Annotated in this window: 27 protein-coding genes; 14 read left to right on the top strand and 13 right to left on the bottom strand. The window is 71.2% G+C overall.

Going from position 1 to position 22,481, the window contains the following annotated elements; translation table 11 throughout:
• Positions 1 to 422: 422 nt before the first annotated feature.
• Both ACH01S_RS26905 and ACH01S_RS26900 read right to left on the bottom strand, forming a co-directional pair.
• Complete coding sequence (locus tag ACH01S_RS26905; protein ID WP_067897301.1) at positions 423 to 1,523, bottom strand: serine hydrolase domain-containing protein; 1,101 nt, start codon at positions 1,521 to 1,523, stop codon at positions 423 to 425.
• An 85-nt stretch (positions 1,524 to 1,608) separates the two neighbouring features.
• Positions 1,609 to 2,844 (bottom strand): coiled-coil domain-containing protein, encoded by a 1,236-nt coding sequence (locus ACH01S_RS26900; RefSeq protein ID WP_148344141.1) that lies wholly within the window; start codon positions 2,842 to 2,844, stop codon positions 1,609 to 1,611.
• A 507-nt stretch (positions 2,845 to 3,351) separates the two neighbouring features.
• Between ACH01S_RS26900 and ACH01S_RS26895 the strand changes: the two genes are divergently transcribed.
• The gene (locus ACH01S_RS26895) at positions 3,352 to 4,407 is read left to right on the top strand and encodes a S1 family peptidase (protein ID WP_067897295.1); all 1,056 of its coding nucleotides are present in this window, start codon (positions 3,352 to 3,354) and stop codon (positions 4,405 to 4,407) included.
• Positions 4,408 to 4,647: 240 nt separating this feature from the next.
• A complete protein-coding gene (locus ACH01S_RS26890) occupies positions 4,648 to 5,712 on the top strand; it encodes a S1 family peptidase (RefSeq protein WP_169809362.1) in 1,065 nt (354 codons plus the stop codon).
• 63 nt (positions 5,713 to 5,775) lie between these two features.
• On the opposite strand, the gene ACH01S_RS26885 is transcribed toward ACH01S_RS26890, so the two are convergent.
• Together ACH01S_RS26885 and ACH01S_RS26880 are read right to left on the bottom strand one after the other, a co-directional pair.
• Positions 5,776 to 6,492: a hypothetical protein gene (locus ACH01S_RS26885; RefSeq protein ID WP_067897288.1), complete on the bottom strand. Its 717-nt coding sequence runs from the start codon at positions 6,490 to 6,492 to the stop codon at positions 5,776 to 5,778.
• A gap of 158 nt (positions 6,493 to 6,650) precedes the next feature.
• Complete coding sequence (locus ACH01S_RS26880; RefSeq protein ID WP_246236478.1) at positions 6,651 to 7,229, bottom strand: DUF5919 domain-containing protein; 579 nt, start codon at positions 7,227 to 7,229, stop codon at positions 6,651 to 6,653.
• A 546-nt stretch (positions 7,230 to 7,775) separates the two neighbouring features.
• Here ACH01S_RS26880 and ACH01S_RS26875 point away from each other — a divergent pair.
• On the top strand, positions 7,776 to 8,147 hold the full coding sequence (locus tag ACH01S_RS26875) for an ATP-binding protein (protein ID WP_169809361.1): 372 nt from the start codon (positions 7,776 to 7,778) through the stop codon (positions 8,145 to 8,147).
• 16 nt (positions 8,148 to 8,163) lie between these two features.
• Here the strand turns inward: ACH01S_RS26875 and ACH01S_RS26870 are convergent, their stop codons facing one another.
• Together ACH01S_RS26870 and ACH01S_RS42635 are read right to left on the bottom strand one after the other, a co-directional pair.
• A complete protein-coding gene (locus tag ACH01S_RS26870; protein ID WP_067897280.1) occupies positions 8,164 to 8,997 on the bottom strand; it encodes an SAM-dependent methyltransferase in 834 nt (277 codons plus the stop codon).
• Positions 8,998 to 9,107: 110 nt separating this feature from the next.
• Positions 9,108 to 10,259: a DUF5753 domain-containing protein gene (locus ACH01S_RS42635; protein WP_148344138.1), complete on the bottom strand. Its 1,152-nt coding sequence runs from the start codon at positions 10,257 to 10,259 to the stop codon at positions 9,108 to 9,110.
• Positions 10,260 to 10,541: 282 nt separating this feature from the next.
• Between ACH01S_RS42635 and ACH01S_RS26860 the strand changes: the two genes are divergently transcribed.
• Together ACH01S_RS26860 and ACH01S_RS26855 are read left to right on the top strand one after the other, a co-directional pair.
• Positions 10,542 to 10,745 carry a hypothetical protein gene (locus tag ACH01S_RS26860; protein ID WP_067897277.1) on the top strand — a complete coding sequence of 68 codons (204 nt, stop codon included), beginning with the start codon at positions 10,542 to 10,544 and terminating at the stop codon, positions 10,743 to 10,745.
• Positions 10,742 to 11,332, top strand: coding sequence for a hypothetical protein (locus ACH01S_RS26855; protein ID WP_067897274.1), 591 nt, complete (start codon positions 10,742 to 10,744; stop codon positions 11,330 to 11,332). The genes ACH01S_RS26860 and ACH01S_RS26855 overlap by 4 nt, the downstream gene beginning before the upstream one ends.
• Before the next feature lies 1 nt (position 11,333).
• Here ACH01S_RS26855 and ACH01S_RS43855 read toward each other — a convergent pair whose 3' ends face one another.
• Positions 11,334 to 11,480, bottom strand: a complete 147-nt coding sequence (locus tag ACH01S_RS43855) for a hypothetical protein (protein WP_157406319.1) — start codon at positions 11,478 to 11,480, stop codon at positions 11,334 to 11,336.
• A 128-nt stretch (positions 11,481 to 11,608) separates the two neighbouring features.
• Between ACH01S_RS43855 and ACH01S_RS26850 the strand changes: the two genes are divergently transcribed.
• Together ACH01S_RS26850 and ACH01S_RS26845 are read left to right on the top strand one after the other, a co-directional pair.
• The gene (locus tag ACH01S_RS26850) at positions 11,609 to 11,860 is read left to right on the top strand and encodes a hypothetical protein (protein ID WP_067897271.1); all 252 of its coding nucleotides are present in this window, start codon (positions 11,609 to 11,611) and stop codon (positions 11,858 to 11,860) included.
• Between the two features lie 88 nt (positions 11,861 to 11,948).
• A complete protein-coding gene (locus ACH01S_RS26845) occupies positions 11,949 to 12,725 on the top strand; it encodes a hypothetical protein (protein ID WP_148344137.1) in 777 nt (258 codons plus the stop codon).
• 18 nt (positions 12,726 to 12,743) lie between these two features.
• On the opposite strand, the gene ACH01S_RS26840 is transcribed toward ACH01S_RS26845, so the two are convergent.
• From ACH01S_RS26840 to ACH01S_RS26825, 5 genes are read right to left on the bottom strand one after another with little or no spacing between them, the layout of a single operon-like run.
• Positions 12,744 to 12,941, bottom strand: coding sequence for a DUF397 domain-containing protein (locus ACH01S_RS26840; protein ID WP_067897265.1), 198 nt, complete (start codon positions 12,939 to 12,941; stop codon positions 12,744 to 12,746).
• Between the two features lie 22 nt (positions 12,942 to 12,963).
• Complete coding sequence (locus ACH01S_RS26835; protein ID WP_067897262.1) at positions 12,964 to 13,146, bottom strand: DUF397 domain-containing protein; 183 nt, start codon at positions 13,144 to 13,146, stop codon at positions 12,964 to 12,966.
• Between the two features lie 21 nt (positions 13,147 to 13,167).
• Positions 13,168 to 13,350 (bottom strand): DUF397 domain-containing protein, encoded by a 183-nt coding sequence (locus ACH01S_RS42630; protein ID WP_083981180.1) that lies wholly within the window; start codon positions 13,348 to 13,350, stop codon positions 13,168 to 13,170.
• A 22-nt stretch (positions 13,351 to 13,372) separates the two neighbouring features.
• Complete coding sequence (locus ACH01S_RS26830) at positions 13,373 to 13,558, bottom strand: DUF397 domain-containing protein (RefSeq protein WP_067897259.1); 186 nt, start codon at positions 13,556 to 13,558, stop codon at positions 13,373 to 13,375.
• Positions 13,555 to 14,364 carry a DUF5753 domain-containing protein gene (locus ACH01S_RS26825; protein ID WP_067897257.1) on the bottom strand — a complete coding sequence of 270 codons (810 nt, stop codon included), beginning with the start codon at positions 14,362 to 14,364 and terminating at the stop codon, positions 13,555 to 13,557. Before ACH01S_RS26825 ends, ACH01S_RS26830 begins: the two co-directional genes overlap by 4 nt.
• A gap of 130 nt (positions 14,365 to 14,494) precedes the next feature.
• Here ACH01S_RS26825 and ACH01S_RS26820 point away from each other — a divergent pair, with 130 nt between their 5' ends.
• Both ACH01S_RS26820 and ACH01S_RS26815 read left to right on the top strand, forming a co-directional pair.
• Positions 14,495 to 14,911, top strand: a complete 417-nt coding sequence (locus ACH01S_RS26820; protein ID WP_169809360.1) for an ATP-binding protein — start codon at positions 14,495 to 14,497, stop codon at positions 14,909 to 14,911.
• Positions 14,905 to 15,222 (top strand): hypothetical protein, encoded by a 318-nt coding sequence (locus ACH01S_RS26815; protein WP_067897254.1) that lies wholly within the window; start codon positions 14,905 to 14,907, stop codon positions 15,220 to 15,222. The genes ACH01S_RS26820 and ACH01S_RS26815 overlap by 7 nt, the downstream gene beginning before the upstream one ends.
• Positions 15,223 to 15,274: 52 nt before the next feature.
• On the opposite strand, the gene ACH01S_RS26810 is transcribed toward ACH01S_RS26815, so the two are convergent.
• Entirely contained in the window at positions 15,275 to 16,510 is a 1,236-nt protein-coding gene (locus ACH01S_RS26810) for a L,D-transpeptidase (protein WP_246236477.1), read from the bottom strand.
• A gap of 396 nt (positions 16,511 to 16,906) precedes the next feature.
• Here ACH01S_RS26810 and ACH01S_RS26805 point away from each other — a divergent pair, with 396 nt between their 5' ends.
• From ACH01S_RS26805 to ACH01S_RS26785, 5 genes are all read left to right on the top strand, one after another.
• Positions 16,907 to 18,355 carry an exopolysaccharide biosynthesis polyprenyl glycosylphosphotransferase gene (locus tag ACH01S_RS26805; RefSeq protein WP_083981178.1) on the top strand — a complete coding sequence of 483 codons (1,449 nt, stop codon included), beginning with the start codon at positions 16,907 to 16,909 and terminating at the stop codon, positions 18,353 to 18,355.
• Entirely contained in the window at positions 18,352 to 19,644 is a 1,293-nt protein-coding gene (locus tag ACH01S_RS26800; RefSeq protein WP_067897247.1) for an O-antigen ligase family protein, read from the top strand. The genes ACH01S_RS26805 and ACH01S_RS26800 overlap by 4 nt, the downstream gene beginning before the upstream one ends.
• The gene (locus ACH01S_RS26795; RefSeq protein ID WP_067897244.1) at positions 19,641 to 21,257 is read left to right on the top strand and encodes a lipid II flippase MurJ; all 1,617 of its coding nucleotides are present in this window, start codon (positions 19,641 to 19,643) and stop codon (positions 21,255 to 21,257) included. The genes ACH01S_RS26800 and ACH01S_RS26795 overlap by 4 nt, the downstream gene beginning before the upstream one ends.
• On the top strand, positions 21,214 to 21,906 hold the full coding sequence (locus ACH01S_RS26790; protein ID WP_246236476.1) for a polysaccharide deacetylase family protein: 693 nt from the start codon (positions 21,214 to 21,216) through the stop codon (positions 21,904 to 21,906). The genes ACH01S_RS26795 and ACH01S_RS26790 overlap by 44 nt, the downstream gene beginning before the upstream one ends.
• Positions 21,903 to 22,481, top strand: a 579-nt coding sequence (locus ACH01S_RS26785; protein WP_157406317.1) for a glycosyltransferase, incomplete at its 3' end; no start/stop codon positions are given. The genes ACH01S_RS26790 and ACH01S_RS26785, both read left to right, overlap by 4 nt.

The raw sequence follows: 22,481 nt of genomic DNA, 5'->3' as shown, positions 1-22,481 counted from the left end.
ATCCACCCAGCCGGACACCCCGGCACCCAGAGAACTCTGAGCCCCACCCCCGCCCCAAAGCCGCCTGGCGCCCGCGCCGCTTGGTGCCTGCGCCGCTTGGTGCCTGCGCCGCTTGGTGCCTGCGCCGCTTGGTGCCTGCGCCGCTTGGTGCCTGCGCCGCTTGGTGCGTGCGGTGCCGGGTGCCTGCGCCGCTTGGTGCGTGCGGTGCCGGGTGCCTGCGCCGCTTGGTGCGTGCGGTGCCGGGTGCCTGCGCCGCTTGGTGCCTGCGCCGCTTGGTGCGTGCGGCGCCGGGTGCCTGCGCCGCTTGGTGCGTGCGGTGCCGGGTGCGTGCGGTGCCGGGTGCGTGCGGTGCGGGTGCGTGCGGTGTGGTGGTTGCGGTGGGCGGCCCAGGACCTGTGCGCGGACCGACTTCTGCGGGTGGGTTAGGTGATCAGGGTGCCGATTTGTTTCATGGTGGTGAAGTCGCCTGCGGTGAAGCGGTTTTTGGAGACGGCTATGACCGTGTGGGAAGCGAGGTCGGTGAAGATGCCGTTTCCGCCGCTGCCGCCCCAGCCGATCACCGGGCGGCCCTCGGCGGGCCAGGGGGCGCCGATGAGGAAGCCGAGTGCCCGTGCCGCCGGGCCGCCGAACACCTCGTCGTGGTCGTCGCGGGCGACCGCCGACAGTGCGCGGAACCGCTCCGGCGAGACGAGCCGGACGCCGTCCACCTCGTCCATGAGCGCGGCCATCATGCGGGCCACGGCCCGCGCGGACATCGTCCCGCCCGCCGGGATGTCGGCCCTCAGGACGTCGGGACGGTTCCCGAACTCCGCGTTCGGCATGGCCTTCAGCGGGCCCGCCGTGTACCCGTTGACGACCTTGAAGATCGGCAGCGACGCGACCAGCTCGGCGGGCAGGTCGCTCGTGCCGGACGGGTCGTCCAGCCGCGCGACCCTCGGCAGCGCCTCTTCGGGGACGCCGAAGAACAACTCGTCCTCGATGCCGAGGGGGCGCGCGACCTCGTCGCGCAGGACGTCCGAGATCCGGCGGCCGGTCGCGCGGCGCACCACCTCGCCCAGGATGTAGCCGAACGACTGGCTGTGGTACCCGGCCTTCTCGCCCGCCTCCCACCAGGGGCGCGCGTCCTCGACGGCCGCGCACATCTTCCGCCAGTCGCACAGGTCTTCGGGCGTGGTGTCCTCGGGCAGGCCGGGCACGCCCGTCGAATGCGTCAGCGCGTGCCGGACGGTCGTCTTCCCTTTCCCGTGCGCGCCGAATTCGGGCCAGTACTTCACGATCGGGTCGTCGTAGGCCAGCGCGCCCCGCTCGGCCAGCACGTGGACGACCGTCGCCGTCATCGCCTTCCCGGCCGACGACCCGTACACCGGCGTGTCGGGCAGCATCGGACGCCGCGTCTCCGCGTCGGCCGCCCCGGCGACCGCGTCCACCACCTGCTCACCGTGCCGGAAGACGGCTACCTGCACTCCCGTCTCCGCGCCCGATTCGACGAGGCGGTCGAGCACGTCCTGGATCCGGTCCCGCATACGCCACCCCCCTGCCCCCGTGCGGCCCCCCGCCGCGCGAACTCAGGGCAGGATCGTGCCACTCACGTCCGACAGTTCTCGCGGCTCATTCCTCGGACGCGGGTTCCGGCTCCGGCTCCGCGTCCTCGATCTCGTCCTCCTCCGCGAGGCGGCGCGTCGCCTGGTGGACGCGGACGGCCAGGATCGCGCGCGCGAACCGTCCGGCCAGCTCCCCGTCCATGACCTCGGGGACCTGCTCGACCCCGATCAGCCCGCCGAGCTTGGCGGTGACCGCGCCGACGTCGCCGACCCGCACGCCGCGGCCGTCCTCCAGGTCCTCAACGGCGGGCAGGTCGAGCGCGGCGCGCAGGGTGTCCTGCAGCGCGCGGACGGTGGCGGCGTCGCGGTCGATGCGGATCTCGGCGGTTTCCGCGCGGATGTCGGCGCGGTCGGCGCGGGCCTCCGCGGTGTCGGCCCGCTGCTCGGCGCGGTCGGCGCGGGTCGCCAGCTCGGCTGCCCGGGACGCGACGGAGTCGCGCTCGACCGTCAGCCCGGCGATCTCGCCCCTGGCCGCCGACAGCTCGGCGCGCAACTGCCGCTCGTCCTCCGCGGCCGCCTCCAGCTTGGCGCGTGCGTCCGACAGTTCGGAACGCGCCTCGGCCAGGTCGGTGCGCGCGGTCGCGAGCGCGGCCTGCTCGGCGGCGAGCTTCGTGGCGAGTTCGTCGCGCTCGCGCTCGGCGTCCACGCGGCTCTGGTGCTCGGTGCTCCAGGCCGCCTCGGCGCGCTTGCGGAGCCCGTCCGCGTGCGCGGCCTCGTTCGCGGACGTGGCGCGGGCCTGCTGGTGGGCGCCCGCCTCCTTCCAGGCGTTGGCCTCGCTCTCCTGCGCCGCCGTGACGCTCGCCTTCGCGGCGGCGATGCCCTTGGCGAGTTCCTCGCGCGCCTCGGCGGCCTCCCGCAGCGCCGCCTCCGCGCGGGCCTCGGCCTCGCGCGTCCGGTCGTCGGCCTCGCCCGCCCGCTGCCGCGCGCCGCGGGCGTCGGCGAGCGCCTTCTCCGCGTTGTCCAGGACGCCGCGGACCTCGTCGTCCAGCCGCTTGCCGAGCGCGCTCGCCGCGGTGGTCAGCTCGCCGACCAGCCCGGCGAGCCGGGTGACGTCGGCCGCGAACGCGCGGACCTCCGCCTCGGACCGCTCCAGCGCGACCGGCGGGACCGCCGCGCCCGCTGTTTCGATGTCCTCCGTGGCAGGGGCCTCGTCGACCGGCGGCTGGAGCGGCGCCGTCACGATGTCGGCGCCCCCCGCGCCGCCGGCGGGCCGTCCTTCCAGGCCGTCTTGATCTCCATGCACGGAGGCATCCTAGTAAAACGGCATGGTTACCGGAATGGAGCGCGTCAAGTGGAATGGCGGGAGCCATGCTGTTTTGTCGCGAGAGGCGTCCGCACTCCGGGACGCCCCGTTTCGCTCCGCCACTCGCGGTAACCGGATTCGCGTCCGCCGTCCGATGCCCACCCGCCCGTCCGGCGCGCGGGAGCGGCGCGCCCTTCGGCGGCGGTAAGCGGCGGGCGCGCGGCGCTGAAACGCCGTCGCAAATCGCGGTTTCTACGCGGCGGAACCTCGATCGCGCTGTGAAAGGCCAGGTCGCGGCTTCCTCCGTCGGCGCGGACGGGACCCGTCCAAAGGCGCGCATTCGGCGGACGCTGAAATTTTGACCACACCCCGAAATCTGGTTACCGACAGGTGATCGAAGTACGTTGCTCCCACACGGCGCCTCCACCACCAGGTCCCGTGTCCCCCCGCCAACCCCCGAGTTGCCGCCGACGCTCCCAGGTGGTCGGTGGCGAAAGGTGGACAAAAGTGAATCGTGGTGCGCACCTCAAACGCGTCGTCCCGCTGCTGGGCGCCGCGCTGGTCACGCTCCCCGCGCTGGGGGCCGTCCCCGCGACGGCCGCCGTCCAGCCCGCGCGACCCGCAACGCCCTACATGCACGCGCAGACCGCCCTCGCGGACCAGCTCACGAGCAGGCTCGGCGACCGGCAGGCGGGCACCTACGTCGACGCGGCCGGAAACCTCGTCGTCAACGTGACGAGCACGGCCGCCGCCAAGCAGGTCACGGACGCGGGCGCGATCGCCCGCGTCGTCAAGCACGGCCTCAAGCCGCTCAACGCCGTCAAGACCAAGCTGGACAAGTTCGCCGGAACGCCCGGCGCGGTCGGCATGGTCTGGGGCGTGGACGTCGTCTCCAACGCGGTCGTCGTGCGCGTCCCGCGGAACGACAACGACGCCGCCACCAAGGCGATGGTCAAGCGCGCGCGGGCGCTGGGCGACGCCGTCCAGATCAAGCGCGTGGACGGAGCGCCGCGCGTGACGCTCGGCCCCGGCGACGCGATCCTGACCGGCGGCTCGCGCTGCTCGGTGTCGGCGATCGGCTCCGGCAGCGGCGACGTCGTCATCACCGCCGGGCACTGCACGAACATCGGCCGGTCCTGGACGACGTCCGGCGGCCAGCAGGTCGGCACCACCATCACGGGCACCTTCCCCGGCCACGACTACGGGTTCATCCGCAGCTCCGGCCAGGTGCAGGTGACCAACGCCAACCTGACGACGGTGGGCCGCCCGCCGGTCGGCAGCCAGATCCAGAAGAAGGGCTCCACGACCGGGACGACGTCCGGGTCCATCAAGGCCTACGACGTGACGGTCAACTACCAGGAAGGTGACGTCACGGGTCTGATCTCGACCAGCGCCTGCGCCCAGCCGGGTGACAGCGGCGGCTCGCTCCAGGGCGGCAACACCGCCATCGGGATCACCTCGGGCATCGCCACCAGCTCGTGCTCGGGCTCCGGCTTCGAGTCGTACTTCCAGCCGCTGGACGACGCGCTGAAGTCGCAGAACCTCACCCTGAAGCAGGGCTAGCGGAATTCGTGTGGGGCTCCCCGCGACCGGGAGCCCCACATTGCTGTGTCCGGACGGTGCGTGCATTGGCACATTCAGGTCAGTCTGAAATTTCAGTTATGACTTGAAACTGGTTGCAGGTAGCTCTTCGCACTAGCTTGGCTACTCAGCACGACGCCGAACCACCAGGCGCGTGCACCCGCCAATCCCCCCGAGATGCCGCCGGCGCTCCCCACCTGCCGGTGGCGAAAGGTGGACGAAGTGAACCGAGGTGTGCACCTCAAACGCGCGCTCCCCCCGCTCCTGACCGCCGCCGCGCTGGTCGCGCTGCCCGTCTTCGGGACCGTTCCAGCCACCGCCGCGCAACCCGCCCGTCCGGCGGCGGCGCCCGCCAAGCCGTCCCCGAAGGCGCTGACCGCGCTGTCCAACCAGCTCACCAGCAGGCTCGGCGCGCAGCAGGCGGGCTCGTACATCGACCGCGCCGGAAACCTGGTCGTCAACGTCACCAGCGCGGCCGCCGCGCGGCAGGTCAGGGCCGCCGGAGCCACGCCGCGGACCGTCGCGCACGGCAGCGGGCCGCTCGCCGCGTCCAAGTCCAAGCTCGACCGCCTCGCGGGCAGCGCCGGGACGAAGGGCCTGTCCTGGGGCGTGGACGTCTACTCCAACTCGGTCGTCGTCAACGTCCCGAAGGGCGCGGACGGCGCCGCGACCGCCGCGTTCGTGAAGAAGGCGCGGGCGCTCGGCGACACCGTTGAGATCAAGCGGGTCGCGGCGGCGCCGCGGCTGACGCTCGGCCCCGGTGAGGCCATCCTGACCGGCGGTTCGCGCTGCTCGGTGTCGGCGATCGGCACCGGCGGCGGCGACTACGTGGTCACCGCCGGGCACTGCACGAACATCGGCTCGTCCTGGACGACGTCCGGCGGCGAGCAGGTCGGCACCGTCGCGGCCAGCCAGTTCCCGGGCAACGACTACGGAACGATCCGCGTCACCAACAGTTCGCTCCAGGTCTCCAACGACAACCTCACGGACGTCGGCCGTCCCGCCGCCGGAACCCAGATCATCAAGAAGGGCTCCACCACCGGCACGACGTCCGGGACGATCGTCGGCTACGACCGCACCGTGAACTACCAGGAGGGCTCGGTCTCCGGCCTGATCGAGACCAACGCCTGCGTCCAGCCGGGCGACAGCGGCGGATCGCTCCAGAGCGGCAGCACCGCCATCGGCATCACCTCCGGCGGGACGACCGGGGGGTGCGGCGGCAACTTCCAGTCGTTCTTCCAGCCGCTGGACGTCGTCCTCCAGGGCCAGGGCCTGACCCTCAAGTAACACGCGAAACCAAAGGCGGGGCTCCCGGTCCGCTCCCGGGAGCCCCGCCTTCCTTCGGTTGCTTCAGTCGGCGCCCGGCGCCTCGCCCGGCCACGACTCCGGGGGCGTTCCGAACGCGCGGCGCCCGGCCTTCATGGTCAGGGCGGCCATGGCGGCGTTCGCGCCGCCGCCGATCACGGCGCCGATGCCGAACGGCGCGACCCGGCCGAGGACGATGATCCCCTGTTTCGTCCCGTACTTGGTGATGAAGTTCCTGCCCAGGACCTTGTTGATCTGGCGCAGGGTGTGGACGGGCACGCTGGCGACGATCTGCCGCCCCCAGTGCTGCCCCGTGCGTTCGGCGATCTTGGTGATGGTGCCGGAGGCGCCGCCGCCGAGCATGACCCCCATGACGATCGTCCGGCGGCGCTCGATCTCGTCGATCGGAACGCCGTGGACTTCGGCGATCGAGAGCGCGAACAGGGCGCTGAGCTCCAGGGACGAGAGGGTCTCGCCCGCCGACAGCGCCAGCGAGACCCCGGTGCCGACGCCGGGCGCGGCCGCGGCCCCGCCGACCACGGCGCCCGACCCGGTCAGGGCGCTGACGTACATCCGCTCCAGGTTGCGGATCACCTGCGCCGGTGTCGCGTCCGGGTTCCGCTGGCGGGCCCGCGCGATGTTCTTGCGGACGAGCGGGCTCTGGGTGTCGATCGCCCTGTCCAGGAGATCGAGGACTCGCTGCCCTCGTGCGGGTGCTGCCGAAACCGCCGGAACCGGTCCGTCGAGGGCATCCGTCGCCATGCCTTGAACCCCTTTTGTCTTCCGTCCCCAACCAAGCCCCTCATTCGACCAGGTGAGCGGGCGGCGGCGCCAGACGAACCGGGCAGGCGGAGCGTGCCACCTCCGGCCAGCGCCGCCGGTCAACCCGCCGGTCGGCCCGCCTGGTCGGGCGGGGCCGGTCAGCCGGGGACGAGGTCGGTGATCGCCCGGCCGCCGTTCCACAGTTCGGCGACGTGGTAGGCGAACCGGTCGTAGAGGCCGTCCTCCTGCTGGCGCCGGATGTGCAGCATCGGGGAGTCGTGGCCGACGAGGTGCGCGAGGTGCGGGGTCACGAGCATCTCGTCGTCGAAGACGAAGACGCTCAGCGCGATGTGGTCGTCGCCGAAGCGGGCCTCGATGCCCGGCACGTCCGCGATCTTGGACAGCTCGTCGATGGTGATCCGGATGCGGGTGCCGACGGTGAGGGGGACGCCCTCGACCTCCTCGCGGCGGCGGGTGACCGCGCTGTCGGGGTCGCCGAGCAGGAAGCGGACCCGGCAGCCCGCCTCGGCCTTCCGGCGCAGGACGCCCCGCAGGTTCGGGTTCTCCAGCCACAGGAAGTAGTTCGTGTAGCCGGCGAAGGTCAGTTCCTTGTTCGCCTCGCTGATGAGGCGGCGCCACACCGTCTTGGGGCAGGCGGAGCGGTACGGATACACCGCGATGACCTCGCGGTCGGGTCCCGTTTTGACGTTCTTGCGGATGGCGTCAGGCCACAACATGCCCTCATCAACTCCCAAGGCGTCCGAGGCTGCCCAGCGGTGCCGCGGGTGTGGCGTGCGAGCTTCGTCGGCCATCCACCGCGCCACCGTCTTCGCGTCCACTTGACAGGCTTCGGCGAGATCCTTCTCCGTCAGTCTCGCATTCGCCATCGCCTGCCGAAGCGACTCGTTGGGCATACCTACTCCGCCTCTTGCGGTGGGACGGACGGGACGTCTGCGACCGTATCCCGAGGGCGTCCCAGACGTCCTAAGAACGGTGTTCACGTGTCCGGGCGGGTAGCGAATGCTCAATGGCTCAGGAGCAGTACGGGCTTTCCGGCGATCCCGCGCCGGACGGGCCCTTGACGGAAGGCGGTTCCGGCCCATGCCGAATGTGCACGGGGGCACGCTCGTCGCGCCGTTGAGCGCGAGTGGAGAAAGGGCGTTCGCGGCCGGTTCGGCGCGTTTTCGGTGGGCGGGATGACCGGGTACCCGGCGGATTCTCCCGCCGGGACCGCCGGGGGAGTGGACGCCATATTTCCGGCATCGGCCGCGGTCCCCGCCCGGGTGCGGGCACTGCTGCGGTTCCGCCTTCTCGAATGGGACCTCCGCGAGATCCTGGACGACGTTCTCCTCATCGCGGACGAATTGGTCGCCAATGCGGTGCAGAGCACACCGGACCGGGATATCCACGTCCGCTTCCGGCGAGACGTCGAGATGGTCGAATTCGCGGTATGGGACTCGTCCGGTGAAATGCCGGTGTTGCGGCCGGTGGTGGAGTTGACGCTGGACGACGTCCGCCCCGACCCGTGCGCCCTGGAGCCGGGGCGGGTGGACGGCGGGCGCGGCCTCCAGATCGTGCGCGCGCTGGCGTCCGACTGCGGGGTGAGAAAGACCGAACCGACCGGAAAATGGGTATGGGCCGCGATCGCCTTATGACGTTGCCGACCCGGCGTTAGGGTTTGCGGGCGAGCCCGCCCCACGCGTCGATCTCGCCGGCCTCCGCCAGCGGCGGCGTGTCGGGATTCCACCGCTGGATCTGCACCAGCCCGGGTTCGAGCCGCTCGAATCCCTCGAAGTACTGGTCGAGCTGTTCGGGACTGCGCAGGTAATAGGGAAGCGAGCCGCCTTCGTTGTACAGCCGGATCGCCTCTACATAGGCCATGCTCGTATTGGTTCCGTCATAAAGCGCCAGATAGCTGCCGGGCGGGAGCGCCTCCTTCAACTCCTCGACGATCCCGAGCGCGTAGCGGTCGTCGTCCTCGATGGGGAGGTGGCCGAGCACGCCCATGAGCATCAGCGCGATCGGCTGCTCGAAGTTGAGTTTGGCGCGCGCCTTCTCCAGGATCGCCTTCGGATCGCGCAGGTCGGCGTCGATGTAGTCGGTGGCCTCGCCGTGGGCGCCGGTCAGGAGCGCGCGTGCGTGGACGAGCACGAGAGGGTCGTTGTCCACGTAGACGACGCGCGCGTCGGGCGCGGCGCGGTGCGCCACCTCATGGGTGTTGTCGTGGCTCGGCAGGCCGGTTCCGATGTCCAGGAACTGCCGCATCCGCAGATCCTCGGCGAGGAAGCGGACCATGCGCGCGATGAAATACCGGGAGGTGCGGGCCATGTCCACGATCCCGGGATAGATGGCGGCGAACTGGTCGCCCGCCTCCTGGTCGACCGGGTAGTTGTCCTTGCCGCCCATCCAGTAGTTCCAGATGCGTGCCGAGTGCGGCACGGATGTGTCGATCCCTGCCGTGAGGTCCTTTTCCGCCTCGTCCCAGAATTGCTCGTCACCGGTCATGGGGGCTACCTCCGGAAGACTGGATCCCCGGGCCGAGATCGGCCGCCACCGACCTCGTCCCAAGGAAAGGAAATCAAGCCTGCCACAGTCAGGCAATCCTACGGGTGAGATCAGATTTCCCGGAGCCGCCGAAACAGCATCCGCTGAGTCTCATGGGGTTGGTGCGCCCGGACTGAGAGCCGATCCCACGCCACGACGTAAGTGTCGCTGACGGCCTGATCGGAAGGGTAGTCACCACCGGAAACGTGCTCACGATAGACCACATCGTGCACATCGGTCTCGGCGAACCGCAGAATGGCCACCGGCCCGGCCGCGGCGATGTAGCCGCCCTCGTTCCAGTCGAAGGGCATCACCTGGATGGTGACGTCCCGCATTTCGGTCATCATGAGGAGATGCTGGATCTGGTCGCGCAGTACCCGCCGGCTTCCGTATGGCCGGTACAATGTGGCCTCGTCCAGTATCACCCACAGCTTCGGCGGATTCGGTCGGCGCAGAATCTTCTGCCGGAGCATTCTCAGTTCGAGGCGCCGTTCGATCTGCTCGGCGGGTGCGCCGTTGTGTTCCAGCCGGATGACCGCCTCGGCATATTCGGGGGTCTGTAGCAGCCCGTGCACGAACTGGGGCTCATAACCCCGGATGACCCGTGCGGCCGGTTCCAGGCTCAGGTAGGGAGCGAACGAGTCGGGTACGACGTCGGTGTACCGATCGGGCCACCAGCGTCCGCCATACCTACGCGTGGCCAGCTCCAGCAGCCAGATCCGCCACGCCTGTTGGAGATCATGGATCGGTAACCCCTGGCCCCGCCCGGTCCCCACGCCGTCGTCCGCGCCGTGGAGCGCCAGCGAATCGCTCCATTGATCGGCGTCGGCGTCGGCGTCGCGGCGGTTCGGCGGCGGGGTCTCGTCCACCCGCGCCCCGCTGGCCAGATACCGGGCGCGCGCCTCGTCGTAGCGGGCCTGCCATTCGGCCAGCGTGCCGACGACCTCGTCGGGATCCCTTTCGCGGCTGGCCGCCAGGGTGCGCAGCGTGACGATCAGTGAGAAGACCCATTCCCGGCGGGGCAGCTTCTTGCGCCTGCCGCTGCCCAGGTGATCCTGAATGGTGGCCCGGCGCAGCGGCTCGAACCTGAAGTCCCCGACCGGCCTTTTGATCTTTTCCGACCGCTTGGCGATCTCGTCGTAGCTCGCTCCGACGCGATACATCGCCTCATTCAATTTCCTGGCGAACCACCGGACGATTCGATCTCTGTCGTCGTCGGTCATCCTCATGATCCAATCTCTGCTGGCCGCGATCTCGCGCGATGACGGTCGGCAGCCTACCGCCAAAGCCTCATCCGACGCATTTCCACCATGCTTCTCCCGGCTACGGATAAGACATTCCCCGTCAAAGTAGACAAAGCAGAAACAAGTGCGTCTGCCTGTTGTCGGACGTGAGGATGACTCACGCCCATCCGGGGACGGCCGAACTCTGCCCATAGTGCGGCGAAGCGCCGCATCGACGTCCAGAGTATGACCCCTGGAACACAAGCCTGCGAAGGGAAGAAAATGAAGCCGACCGCCGCACAGCCGACCTCAGCTGAAACCGACACGCTGGCGCTCTTACTGTTCACCGCCTGGGCGGCCCGCACCGGCCGCGCCATCCCCGCCGGGCCCGTCGCCGAACTCACGCCGGAAGAGATCATCGAATTCTGGGTGGACGACCACCTCGAAGCGCCCTACACCGGCTCGGCGAATGGGGAGGACGCATGAAACTCTCACACTACTCGTACAGCCGATCGATAACGCCCACAATCCAGTGCATCCTGCTCGCCACCGACCTGGTCGCGTTCGGCACGCATTACCCGGATACACCCGCCCAGGCGGAGGCGCGGCGACGCATGTACGAGTCCCTCGAACAGACCTTCACCATGACCGGCCTTCCCTGGGCCCACTGCCACCGGGAGGATCGCGGCGACGGTGTGCTGATCGTGGCGCCGTTCCTCGTCTCCACCGACCGATATCTCGACCCGATGCTGCACCAATTGAACGTCGTCCTACGCTACGGAAACCGCGGACCCGACCCCCGCCTCCGCATGCGCGTCGCCCTCCACCGAGGCCCCGTGCATTTCGACGACTACGGCGTGACCGGCCCGGCGACCCTCCTACTGTTCCGCCTCTTAGAGGCCCAAACCCTGAGGAATGCGGTGGCCACCAGCAACGCCGACCTCACCGCGATAATCTCCGACGCCCTCTTCACCGCCGCCACCCCGATCGACCACCGCGCCTACCACCCGACCACCGTCACCCACAAAGAAACCCACCAAACCCCCGCCTGGCTTTGGCAACCCCCACTCTGAATCACTCGCCGCCGGTATCCGGGGCGGACGCGCGGCCGCCTCCCGCTGGCGCGGCGGAGCCGTCCGGACCGAGTGCCTGGGCCGAGGCGAGGACGCCCTCGGGCGGGATCGTGGTGGTGATCGCCACCAGGGCCAGCCGCACACCCAAACCCGGCACCACCGGGCATCGGCGTCGGCGACACTGTGAACATGTCCGTCCCGCCCAAAAGTCTCAAAGAGCGCATCGAACACATCGTCAATCACCATGGCACCCGGCAAAGGCCGAGGCTGGAAGACGTGACCATCACTTGGCGCGGATCCTTCGGCTACCTGATCGCCTGGGACGGCTTCCTCCCCGGCATGGACGAGCAGATCAAACTCTGCCGGATCGAATACCTCGGCGACGATGAGGAATGGGGATTCGCGATCTACGACCCGGCCACCGAAACCTACGTCCGCGGCCAGCTCACCAATGGCCGGGACACCGGCCACCCCACCGAGGCGTTCGACACCGCCGCCATCGTCCACCTCGCCGGTTACACCGGGTGATCATCGCCGTTTCACGTGGTGGACGAGTGCGGCGAACGCCTGGACGAGTTGCCCGGCGTCAGCGGCCTTGCTATCACGGAACCTCACCGTGGACGGACCGGCGGCCGTGGGGTTCGCGAGCCGGAGGGCCGGGCTAGTGGAGGTTCCCGCCGAGCGCGCCCGCCTGCTGGCCGCGAGCGCGCGCCTGTCGGACCACGAGTCGCCCGACCTCAACCGCGTCCGGGAGGTCAACCGCCGGTACCGTGCGCTGCTGCCCGACGTGACCGTGGCCTTCTCTCCCGCCACCGGCGCGCCGGTGACCTGGCCGATCGACGTGTTCGGCCTTGACGGCCCGTTCTGGGACTACGAGTCGCCCGTGCGCCGCCCGTCGTCCACGCGGCCGCCCGACTGGCTCGCCATGACGGGCGCGATGCGGTTGGCGGATCCGCTGGAGCACCCGCCGTTCGCCGTGGTCCCGGGCCCGGAGGTGCCGTTCGTGGTGCCGCGCGTCCTGGGCTGCCCCGGTGTGCGGGCGGTGATCGCCGAGGTGCCGGTCGGCAGGCACACCGGGTGGACCGTCAGCTACTTCGGACCACGACCGGAAGGCGTCCGGCTCGTGAACCTGTGGGGCACGAACACGTACCCGAAGTACGGGGAGTCAGGCGGGGGCGGCTGGGACTGGGACATACCGAGAGTCGCGAACTACGACTTCGAGCTGTCCCCCTGGCTCGACTCCGGCAAACTGCTGTGGCTCGACGCCACCTCGCTGCGGTCGGGGTCATCCGGGTGCCCGTTCGTGGACCTCCCCGGCGCCAGGCGCATCACGGTCATCAGGAACGGCCACGTCCAGCACCTGGCATCGTTCGCCGGTCACGGCGCAGGCTAACGCCGCTCCCGCGCCTGCTCACAACAACTCGTCGCACTTCACCTGCTGGACGAGAGCGGCGAACGCCTGCGGCGTAAGGACCAGGTGGCCGACTTCTGGGGCCTTGCTGTCCCTGATGCCGACGGCGGTCGCGAGTTCGGCCACCTCAACGCATTCCTGGCCGCCTGCGGCGCCGGAACCTGAGCGGCTGGACTTGCGCCATGCGGGCGTGGTCACTGGTGCTTCCTTGGTGAGGGCGTCAGTGGTGTTTCAACTGTTGGACGAGGTCGGCGAAGGCTGTGCGGGTGAGGACGAGGTGGCCGGTGTCGGGAGACTTGCTGTCGCGGAGGCCGATGCCATCGGGGAGTTGCGCGAGTTCCAAGCACTGTTCGGAGGTGCCTTGGGTGCTTCGACTGCTCTTGCGCCATGCGGGCGTGGTCACTGGTGCCTCCTTGGTGAGGGGTCAGTGGTGTTTCACCTGCTGGACGAGGTCAGTGAAGGCCGCGCGGGTGAGGAGTAGGTGGCCGGTGTGGGGGGCCTTGCTGTCGCGGAGGCCGATGCCGTTGGGGAGTTGCGCGAGTTCTACACACTGTTCGGAGGTACCACCCGTGCTTCGACTGCTCTTGCGCCATGCGGGCGTGGTCACTGGTGCCTCCTTGGTGAGGGGGTCAGTGGTGTTTCACCTGCTGGACGAGGTCAGTGAAGGCCGCGCGGGTGAGGAGTAGGTGGCCGGTGTGGGGGGCCTTGCTGTCGCGGAGGCCGATGCCGTTGGGGAGTTGCGCGAGCTCGACGCACTGTTCGGAGGTGCCCTCCGTGCTGCGGCTGCTCTTGCGCCAAACGGGGGGAGTCGTCATCTCATCTGCTCCATCGCGTCTTCGAGCAGTGCCCGGGACAACTCCACGGGCAGTGCCATAGCGCCGATGCGGTCGAACCTGTTGCGCAGGCCCGCCACCTCTTCGGAGTCCAACTCTAGTCGGCCCCCGTTTGGCGCAACAAGGTAACCGATCTCCCCTTCCTTGACCTTCAGGACCTTGAACGGTCCATCGAGGCCTTCGTTAGCTCCCGCGCTGTTCGGGACGACGCGCAAGATCACGTTTGGAAGCTTTGAGATGCGGATCAGGTGTGCGATCTGCTCGCGCATCACCTGTCGTCCGCCGATGTGTGGGACTAGGACCGTCTCTGCGATCAGCACCCAAACCTCGGGTGCGTCCGGCTTGTACAGGATCGCTTGGCGCGCCATGCGCGCGTCGACGGACTTGTCCAGATTCTGTGGCCGACCCGACAAAAGCAAAGCGCGCGTGTAGTCGGGCGTCTGCAACAGCGCTGGGATGAGTTGGCCGTCGTACATGCGGATCTCGGACGCGCGTTCCTCGAAGGCCAGGTAGTTCTTGTTCCAGTTGGGGTCGTGGCCGAGGCGCGCGAACCAGAGCAGGACGCCGAACAGGCCGCCGGTGTGCCACTTGGCGTCCAGGATCTTCGCTTCCTCTTCCTTGAGCTGCGACTCGCCGCTCTCCAGTCTGGAAATCGAGGAGCGGGAGCGGCTCAGCCAGCGTGCGACGACGTCGCCGGTCTGGCCGTGCTGCATGCGCTGAAAGCGCATGAAGAAGGCGATGGTCGCCCAGAGGTTGAGTCGGGGGTCGGGCGGATCATTGACGTTCATCTCGTCATCTCCAGCCTTGTTCAACTTCCAGGTCTTGCATGGAATAGCGACAAGCTAACTCCGGCCCGCCACGCTTGTCTCCGAAACGCACAGATGGGAGGCGGGTGAAATGGGAGCGAAAGTTGCGTCGGTGGGCGAGTTGGACATTTCTTGTTCGGCTGGTCGGGCTGTGTCGCGGCGGGTTCGGGGGCTGGTGGAGAGGCGGCTTCTTGAATGGGGGCTTTCGACGGTCGTCGATGATGTGGTGCTGGTCGTCGGGGAATTGGTCGCCAATGCCGTGGAGAGCACGCCCGGGGAGGAGATTCGGGTCCGGTTCGCGCGGGACGGTGGGTGCGTCGTCGTCGCGGTGTGGGACTCGTCGGGGCATCTGCCGGTGCTGCGGCCCGTCGTAGAGGTCGATGACGTGCGGCCCGACCCGTGCGCGTTGGAGCCGGGGCACGAGGAAGGCGGGCGCGGGCTCCAGATCGTGCGGGCGCTCGCGTCCGGCTACGGGGTCACGATGACGCGGCCGGTGGGGAAATGGGTCTGGGCGGAGATCTCGTGCTGACGCGCTGGCGGAGGCGGCGGGCCGTCCGGTATCTGGATGTGCTCGCACTCGCGGTCAAGGCACGCGGATGGCGGTGCGTGAAGCTTTACGGGCGCGAATTCCCCAAGCCGATGCTGTGGGTCTACGCGAGCGGGGTCGCGGAGGACGTCGGAATTGTTGTAGGCGTGTGGGCCGTGCCCGGTGGGTTCTGGGCCTATCACGACGTGCGGAAGGGGCGTTCCGGCTATTTGTGCCCGTGCGGGGATGCCAAGGCGGCGGCCGAGCAGATCGACCTGCTGCTGAAACACCGGATGTTCCCCTCCACCTGGTAATGGAGGGGCGTCCGGGTGACGGCCTTTCGGGCTGCCACCCGGACGATAAGGGTCAGTGGAGGGTGGTGGTGGTTATTGGGGTGCCTAGGGCGCTGCCCTTGGTCCAGGTGGGGAAGGGGAGTTGCCAGACGGCCCAGCCATTCGTCCAGGCGAGGGAGCGTTTGGTGCCGGTGATGGTGACGAAGTCGCCGCGGTAGGACCAGTGGAAGAACCACTGCGCGTCGTTCGCGGGGGAGCGGACGCAGCCGTGGCTGCAATTCCGGTTGCCCAGGCAGGACGGGTCGTCCATGTTCTGGTGGATGTACTCGCCGCTGTTGGAGATGCGGGTCGCCCACGGGACCTTCTCGTCGTACCAGCCCGGGTCGCCCTTCTTCTTGCCGGGCGGGCGCATGCGCTCCAGGCGGACGTGGTCCATGGTGAGGTGGATGCCGCTCGTGGTGAGCAGGTGGTCGACGCCGTCCGACTGGACGTCGCCGCCGGAGCCGAGGCTGACGCCCCACGTCCGGACGACGCGGCCGTTCTTCTTCACGACGGCGCGGTGCGTCTTCGCGTTGATGTTGACGGTGTGCGAGTCGCCGATCCGGAAGGTGCGGGTGACGTCGCGGTCGCCGTAGACGTCGTCGCCGATCTTGAGCCCGGCGTAGTGGACGGTCACGCTGACCCTCTGCCGCGGCTTCCACGGGTGCTTCGGCCGGAACACGATCGACGGGAGGCCGTTGAACGACTCCCCGGCGGACAGCCAGCGCCAGGCGCCCTCGGTCGGGGTGGACGAGGAGATCTCGATGCTGCGCTCGATCGCGGCCTTGGCCTTCTCCGGCACGGCCTTGTTGAACTGGACGAACACCGGCATCCCGGTGCCGACCGTCTCGTTCTCGCTCGGCACGACGTTGTTGACCCGGGTCGCGGCGGTGGCGCGGCTGGCGCGGAACGCGCTCGTCGCCGTCGTCGACTTGCCCTTCGCGGACGTCGCCGTCGCCGACACCTGGTAGCTGGCCCCGGGCCGCAGCGTCCACTGCGAGCGCCAGCGCGTCTTGTCGGCGGACAGGGTGCCGGGCACGTCCGCGCCCTTCAGCTTCACCGACACCTGGCCGAGCGTCCCGCCGGACGCGGTGACCGTGACGCCCTGGTCCGGACGGGCCTTGCCGTTGCCGTCCGCGGGGGTGATCGTCACTTTGGGGGAGCCGTCCTCGCCGCCCTTCGCGGTCGTCCCGCCGCCGGTCTCCGAGCCCCCGCCGCATGCCGTCGCCAACCCCAGGACCAGGGCCAGCACCATGGCCTTACCTCGCACCGCTCTCCCTCATCAGCCCGCCGGCCCGCACACCGGCTACAAGATCGCTCACGGAACGGCCCGGGCGCCGCCCGGCCCACCGCGGAGGGCGGGACGGTCGGATCACGGCCTCCGATGCTTGTGACGTCCATGGTCCCGCGAAGGTTCACCGCTCGTGGCCGGTTCCAGGATCTTCCGCCGTTCATTCTGACAGGGCTTTCGCTTTGCCGTCGCGATGCGGGTTCGTTGGGCTGTCAACGCAGGTCAGAACCACTTTCGATCTTCTCTTCAAGAATGCGGCGGGGGCGGTTAAAAGCGGCGGGCCGGGGCGTGGCGCGCTGCGATCCTGATCGTGGCCGCCCGTGACGGCGCCGCACAGTCACCTTCCGGTGAGTTCTTGTCTGTGAAGGGACCGCGATGAGAGCCCAGGGGTTGAGTCCGTCCGTCGACCCGGCCGGGGCCCCGGCGGACCTCATCCCGGGGGAGGGCCCGGCCGTCCTCGCCCCCGTCGTCCCCTACCGCCGCGCCGCGGGCGGCGCGCGGATCCTCGCCGTCCTGGTCCCGGTGTGCCTCGCCGTGGCGGACGGCTGGGCCATGGCGGTCGCGGTCGCGGTCGCGCGGCCGGGCGGCGTCGTCCCCGGGACGGCGGGCGTCGCGGCCGTCGCGTGCAACGCGGCGGGCGGGCTCTACCGGACGCGCCGCAGCCCCTCCCTCTTCGCCGACGCGCCGCCGCTGCTCGCCCGGATCCTGCTCGTCGGCGGGTTCGCGGCGGTCTGCCTGAACGGCGGGTACGGCACCGCGCTGCTGATCACCGCGCTCGCCGGGACGGCGTCGCTCGCCGCCCGCGCGTTCGCCAACGCCGCCGTCCGGACGTACCGGTGCCGCCGCACCCGGTCCCGCGCCGCGCTGATCGTCGGGACGGGCCGGACCGCCGCGCACCTCGCGGGCGTCCTGCGCGAGCACGGCGAGTTCGGGCTCGCGGCGGTCGGGCAGCTCGCGACCGAGCCGCCCGCCGACGGGCAGGCCGCCGCTCCGGCGGCGCCCGTGCTCGGGGAGCTGTCCGACCTGCCCGCGCTGGTCGAGGGGCACGGCGTCGACACGCTCGTCGTCGTCGCCGAGGACCTGCGCGCCGACCACCTGGCCCTCGTGCTGCGCATGTCGTTCGGGCTGCCGTGCGAGACGCTGCTCGTCCGGCCGCCGTGGGACGTCGTCCCGGTGGCGGCGTCACGGTGCGAGTACCTCGCCGGGCTGCCGTGCGCGCGGGTCACCTGGGGGCTCCGCGAACCCGTCGCGCGGCGCGCGAAACGGCTGCTCGACATCGTCGTCGGCCTGCTGCTCCTCGTCCTCGCGCTGCCGGTGCTCGCGGTGTGCGCGCTCGCGGTGCGGCTGGAGGACGGGCCCGGCGTGCTGTTCCGGCAGCGCCGGGTCGGGCTCGGCGGGGAGGAGTTCGTCCTGCTGAAGTTCCGGACGCTGAAGCACGTCGACGAGCGCGAGTCCGACACCCGCTGGACGGTCGGCGGCGCCGACCGCACCGGACGCGTCGGCCGCTTCCTGCGCGCCAGCTCCCTGGACGAGCTGCCGCAGCTCTGGAACGTCGTCCGGGGCGACATGAGCCTGGTCGGGCCGCGCCCGGAGCGCCCGCACTTCGTGGAGCAGTTCTCCCGCACCTGTCCGGGCTACGTGCTGCGGCACCGCGTCCCGGTCGGGATCACCGGCTGGGCGCAGGTCCACGGGTTCCGCGGGGACACCTCGATCGAGCTGCGCGCCCGCCTCGACAACCACTACATCGACCACTGGACGTTCGCCGGGGACCTGCGGATCCTGCTGCTCACCGTGCGCGCGCTGATCGTCCGGGACGCGGGATGACGGCCGCCGCGTCGCTGCCCGTCCGGCTCCCGGCGCCGCCCCGGCGGCCGAGCTGGCTCGTCGCCGCGACCGTGGCGAGCGTCGGGATCCCCGCCGGGACGCGGACGGTCGGCTCCGGCGCGCAGGTGACCCCGGCCGACGTCGCCACCGCCTGCCTGGTCGCGGTCGCCGCGTTCCTGCTGGCCACCGGGCGGGCCGAGCTGCCGCGCCGGGCGCTGCCCGCGTTCGGGCCGCTGGTCGCCGGGCTCGGGATCAGCACCGTGTGCTCGGCGGACACCGCGGCCAGCCTGCCGGGGTTCGTCCGGGACGCGCAGGTCTTCGTGCTCGTCCCGCTGGCCGTTGTCGTGCTCGTCCGGGACCGCCGCGACTTCGCGATCGTGTGCGGGTCGGTGCTCGGGCTCGGGCTCGCGGAGGCCGCGTTCGGGATCTGGCAGGCGGTCACCGAGCACGGCGCCGCCATGGACGGACGGAACATCCGCGCGGTCGGCACGTTCGGCGCGGTCGACGTGATGGCGATGTCCGTCGTCGCCGGGCTCGCGTTCCTCGTGCTGACCGCGCTCGCGCTCGCCGCGCCGGGCCGCGGGGTCGCCGCCGTCCTCGGCGCGCTCGCCGGGCTCGGCGTGCTCGGCGCCGCGCTCGCCCTCGCGCTCAGCCGGGGCACCTGGATCGCGCTCGGCGCCGCCGCCGTCCTGGTCCTCGTCCTGTTCGACCGGTGGACGGCGGTGAAGGCGCTGGCCTGCTGCGCGGCGCTGCTCGTCGTGACGGTCGCGGGCGCGGGCGGCGGCGCGCAGGCCGTCGTCGACCGGTCGCGCTCGCTCGCCGGGACGGTCGGCGCCCCCGACCGCTCCGTGGACGACCGCTACCACCTGTGGTCGGCCGCCCTGCGGATCTGGGAGGACCATCCGGGGACCGGCGTCGGCGTGAAGAACTTCCCCGCCTACCGCGACGCGTACGCGGGGATCGAGCTGTCGTCGGGGAGCGAGACGTCCGACCCCGTCCACGGGTACGCGCGGCAGCCGCTGCTCTCGCCGCACAACGAGTACCTGCTGTTCCTGTCCGAGCAGGGCGTGCTCGGGTTCGCGGGGCTCGCCGCGCTGGCCGCCGCGCTCGCCGCCGGGCTGTGGAAGCGGCGCGGCGTCCGCGACCCGTTCTGGCTCGCGGGCGTCGCGCTGCTCGCGTTCCTGCTGGTCAACTTCCTGTACGCGGACCTCGGCGGGCCGACCTGCGCGCTGATCGCGGTCGTGATCGGGATCGTCGCGTCCCGCTCCCTCGGGACGGTGCGGGCATGACGTCGGTGGGGCGGGCCGCCGCGCTGTCCGGGGCGCTGATCACCGCCGGGACGGGGCTCGGGTTCCTGCGCGACCTCGCGATGGCGCACCTGTTCGGCGCGAGCGGCAGCACGGACGCCTTCCTCGTCGCCTGGACGATCCCCGAGACCGTCTCGCCGCTCCTCATCGAGGACGCGATGGCGCTGCTCATGGTCCCCGTCGTCACCCGGCTGCTCGCGAGCGGGGACGGGCCGCGCCCGCTCGTCGCGGCCGCGCTGCCGCGCATGGTCGCGGGGCTGTCCGCCGTGACGGTCACGCTGGTCGTGGCCGCGCCCGCGCTGGTGGACGTCCTCGCCCCCGGCCTCACCGACGACGGGTCGGCCGTCCGCTGCGTCCGGCTGACGGCGGTCACGGTCGTGACGTTCGGCGTCGCCGGGTTCATGAGCGCCACGCTCCGCGCGCACCACCGGTTCGGGCCGCCCGCCGCGATCTACCTCGCCTACAACGCGGGCATCCTCGCGCTGATCGCCGGGCTGTCCGGGACGGTCGGCGTGACGAGCGCGGCGGTCGGCGTCGCGGCCGGAAGCGTGCTGATGGTGGCCGTGCAGGCGCCCGCGTTCGTCCGCTGCCTGCGCGCCCCCGCCGCCGGGCGCTCCACCGACCTGGAGCTGCGGCTCGGGTTCGCGGCCGTCGCGCCGATCGTCGTGTACACGGTGACGCGGCAGGCGCAGGTGTTCGTCGAGCGGTTCATCGGCTCCGAGCTGGCCGCCGGGTCGATCTCGCACCTGAACTACGCGCAGAAGGTCGCGCAGGTCCCGATGGTGATGTCGCTGCTGATCGTGACCGTGACGTTCCCGCGCCTCGCCCGCGCCTCGGCGGACGGCGACGTCCGCGGGGTCGCCCGCCGCATCCAGCGCGACCTCGCCGTCGCGAGCGCGATGGTGCTGGCCGCGACCGCGTTCCTCGTCGCGTTCGCGCCGACCGTGACGCGGGTGCTGTTCGAGCACGGCGAGTTCACCGCCGACGACACGCGCGGCACGGCGTCGATCATGCGCGTCTACGCGCTCGGCCTGTGGGGGCAGACGACCGTCGGGCTCGCGGCGCGGGCGTTCTTCGCGCGGCGGCGGCCGACCTGGCGGCCCGCCGCCGTGCTCCTCCTCGGCCTCGCGGCGACGGCGGCGATCGGCGGCGCGTTCGCCGCGTCCGCCGGGACGGTCGCGCTCGCCGCCGCGAACGCCGCCGGGATCACGCTCGCCGCCGTCCTGCTGCTGGCCGGGCTGCGGCGGTCCGTCGCGCCGATCCCGCTGCGGCGGGTCGCGGCCGACACGTCCCGGCTCGCGGTCGCCGCCGCCGGGGCCTGCGCGGCCGGGCTCGCGACCGCCGCCGCCGTCCCGGCCGGGATCGTCCAGCTCGCCGTGGGCGGGGTCGCGACCGCTTCGGCGTTCGCCGTGCTGCTCGCCGCCGCGGGGCCCGGCCTCGTCGCCTCATGGATCGCCTTCACACACCGCACCGAATCGGGGGAGAAGAGTGAGCCGTCCGACCGAACCGACCCGGGTGAGCCCGCCGCGACCGGCGGGACCGATCAGGCCAGTGCCGCTGGTGCTGATGTACCACTCGGTCGACCACTTCGATGAGGACCCGCACCTCGTCACCGTGTCGCCCGCGCGCTTCGCGCGGCAGATGGCGTGGCTGCGGGCGCGCGGGCTGCGCGGCGTCGGCATGCGCGAGCTGCTCGACGCGCACGCCGCTGGGCGCGCCCGCGGTCTCGTCGGGCTGACCTTCGACGACGGCTACGCCGACTTCGTGACGCGGGCCGTCCCGGCGCTGCTGCGGTACGGGTTCGGCGCGACGGTGTTCGTCGTGTCCGGACGCATCGGCACCTACAACGCCTGGGACGACGGCCCGCGCAAACCGCTGATGACCGCCGACCAGATCCGCACCGCCGCCGACGCGGGCATGGAGATCGCCTCGCACGGCCGCTACCACGTCTCCCTTCCCGGCGCGGACGACACCGAGCTGCGCGAGGAACTGGAGGAGAGCCGGGCCGTCCTGGAGGACCTCGTCGAAGGCCCGGTCACCGGGTTCGCCTACCCGTACGGGCACGCGACCGCCCGCGAGGTCGAGGCGGTCCGCGCCGCCGGGTACGACTACGCCTGCGACATCTCCCCGGACGAACCGGCACGGCACGCGCTGCCCCGCACCTACGTCGGCGACCGGGACGGGCCGGTGCGGCTGCGGGCCAAGATCGTCCGGCATGAGCTGCGCCGCCGGAGCCGCGTGTGACCCGAGTCCTGCACGTCATCACCGGGCTGGAGCACGGCGGCGCGGAACGCCAGCTCGCGCTGCTGCTGCGGCACCTGCCCGTGGACTGCGAGGTCGCGACCCTCACCCGGACGGGCACGCTCGGCGCCGAGATCCGCCGGACCGGCGTCCCGGTGCACGAGATCGGCATGCGCGGCAACCGGGACCTCGCCGCGCTGCCCCGGCTCGTCCGGCTGATCCGGCGGGGGCGGTACGACGTCGTCCACACCCACCTGTACCGGGCGTGCGTGTACGGGCGCGTCGCCGCCCGCCTCGCCGGGACGCCCGCGATCATCGCGACCGAGCACTCCCTCGGCGACGGCCACATCGAGGGGCGTCCCGCGACGCGCGGCGTCCGGGCGCTGTACCGAGCGACGGAGCGGCTCGGCTCGACCACGGTCGCGGTGTCGCCGACGGTCGCGGCGCGGCTGCGCGGCTGGGGCGTGCCGCCCGGCCGGATCACCGTGATCCCGAACGGCGTGGACGCCGCCGCGTTCGCCTTCCACCCGGGGCGGCGCGCCGCGACCCGGCGGCGGTTCGGCATCGCCCCGGACGAG

It is taken from the genome of Actinomadura chibensis NBRC 106107 (genome assembly GCF_001552135.1).
Classification (GTDB): domain Bacteria; phylum Actinomycetota; class Actinomycetes; order Streptosporangiales; family Streptosporangiaceae; genus Spirillospora; species Spirillospora chibensis.
This window is presented reverse-complemented; position numbering and strand designations above follow the sequence as displayed.

Excerpts from the sequence above, each read along its gene's own strand:
- ACH01S_RS26905 (WP_067897301.1), bottom strand. The coding sequence starts at position 1,523 with ATGCGGGACCGGATCCAGGACGTGCTCGACCGCCTCGTCGAATCGGGC.
- ACH01S_RS26885 (WP_067897288.1), bottom strand. The coding sequence starts at position 6,492 with ATGGCGACGGATGCCCTCGACGGACCGGTTCCGGCGGTTTCGGCAGCA.
- ACH01S_RS26880 (WP_246236478.1), bottom strand. The coding sequence starts at position 7,229 with ATGTTGTGGCCTGACGCCATCCGCAAGAACGTCAAAACGGGACCCGAC.
- ACH01S_RS26870 (WP_067897280.1), bottom strand. The coding sequence starts at position 8,997 with ATGACCGGTGACGAGCAATTCTGGGACGAGGCGGAAAAGGACCTCACG.
- ACH01S_RS42635 (WP_148344138.1), bottom strand. The coding sequence starts at position 10,259 with ATGACCGACGACGACAGAGATCGAATCGTCCGGTGGTTCGCCAGGAAA.
- ACH01S_RS26860 (WP_067897277.1), top strand. The coding sequence starts at position 10,542 with ATGAAGCCGACCGCCGCACAGCCGACCTCAGCTGAAACCGACACGCTG.
- ACH01S_RS26855 (WP_067897274.1), top strand. The coding sequence starts at position 10,742 with ATGAAACTCTCACACTACTCGTACAGCCGATCGATAACGCCCACAATC.
- ACH01S_RS26830 (WP_067897259.1), bottom strand. The coding sequence starts at position 13,558 with ATGACGACTCCCCCCGTTTGGCGCAAGAGCAGCCGCAGCACGGAGGGC.
- ACH01S_RS26825 (WP_067897257.1), bottom strand. The coding sequence starts at position 14,364 with ATGAACGTCAATGATCCGCCCGACCCCCGACTCAACCTCTGGGCGACC.
- ACH01S_RS26805 (WP_083981178.1), top strand. The coding sequence starts at position 16,907 with ATGAGAGCCCAGGGGTTGAGTCCGTCCGTCGACCCGGCCGGGGCCCCG.
- ACH01S_RS26800 (WP_067897247.1), top strand. The coding sequence starts at position 18,352 with ATGACGGCCGCCGCGTCGCTGCCCGTCCGGCTCCCGGCGCCGCCCCGG.
- ACH01S_RS26795 (WP_067897244.1), top strand. The coding sequence starts at position 19,641 with ATGACGTCGGTGGGGCGGGCCGCCGCGCTGTCCGGGGCGCTGATCACC.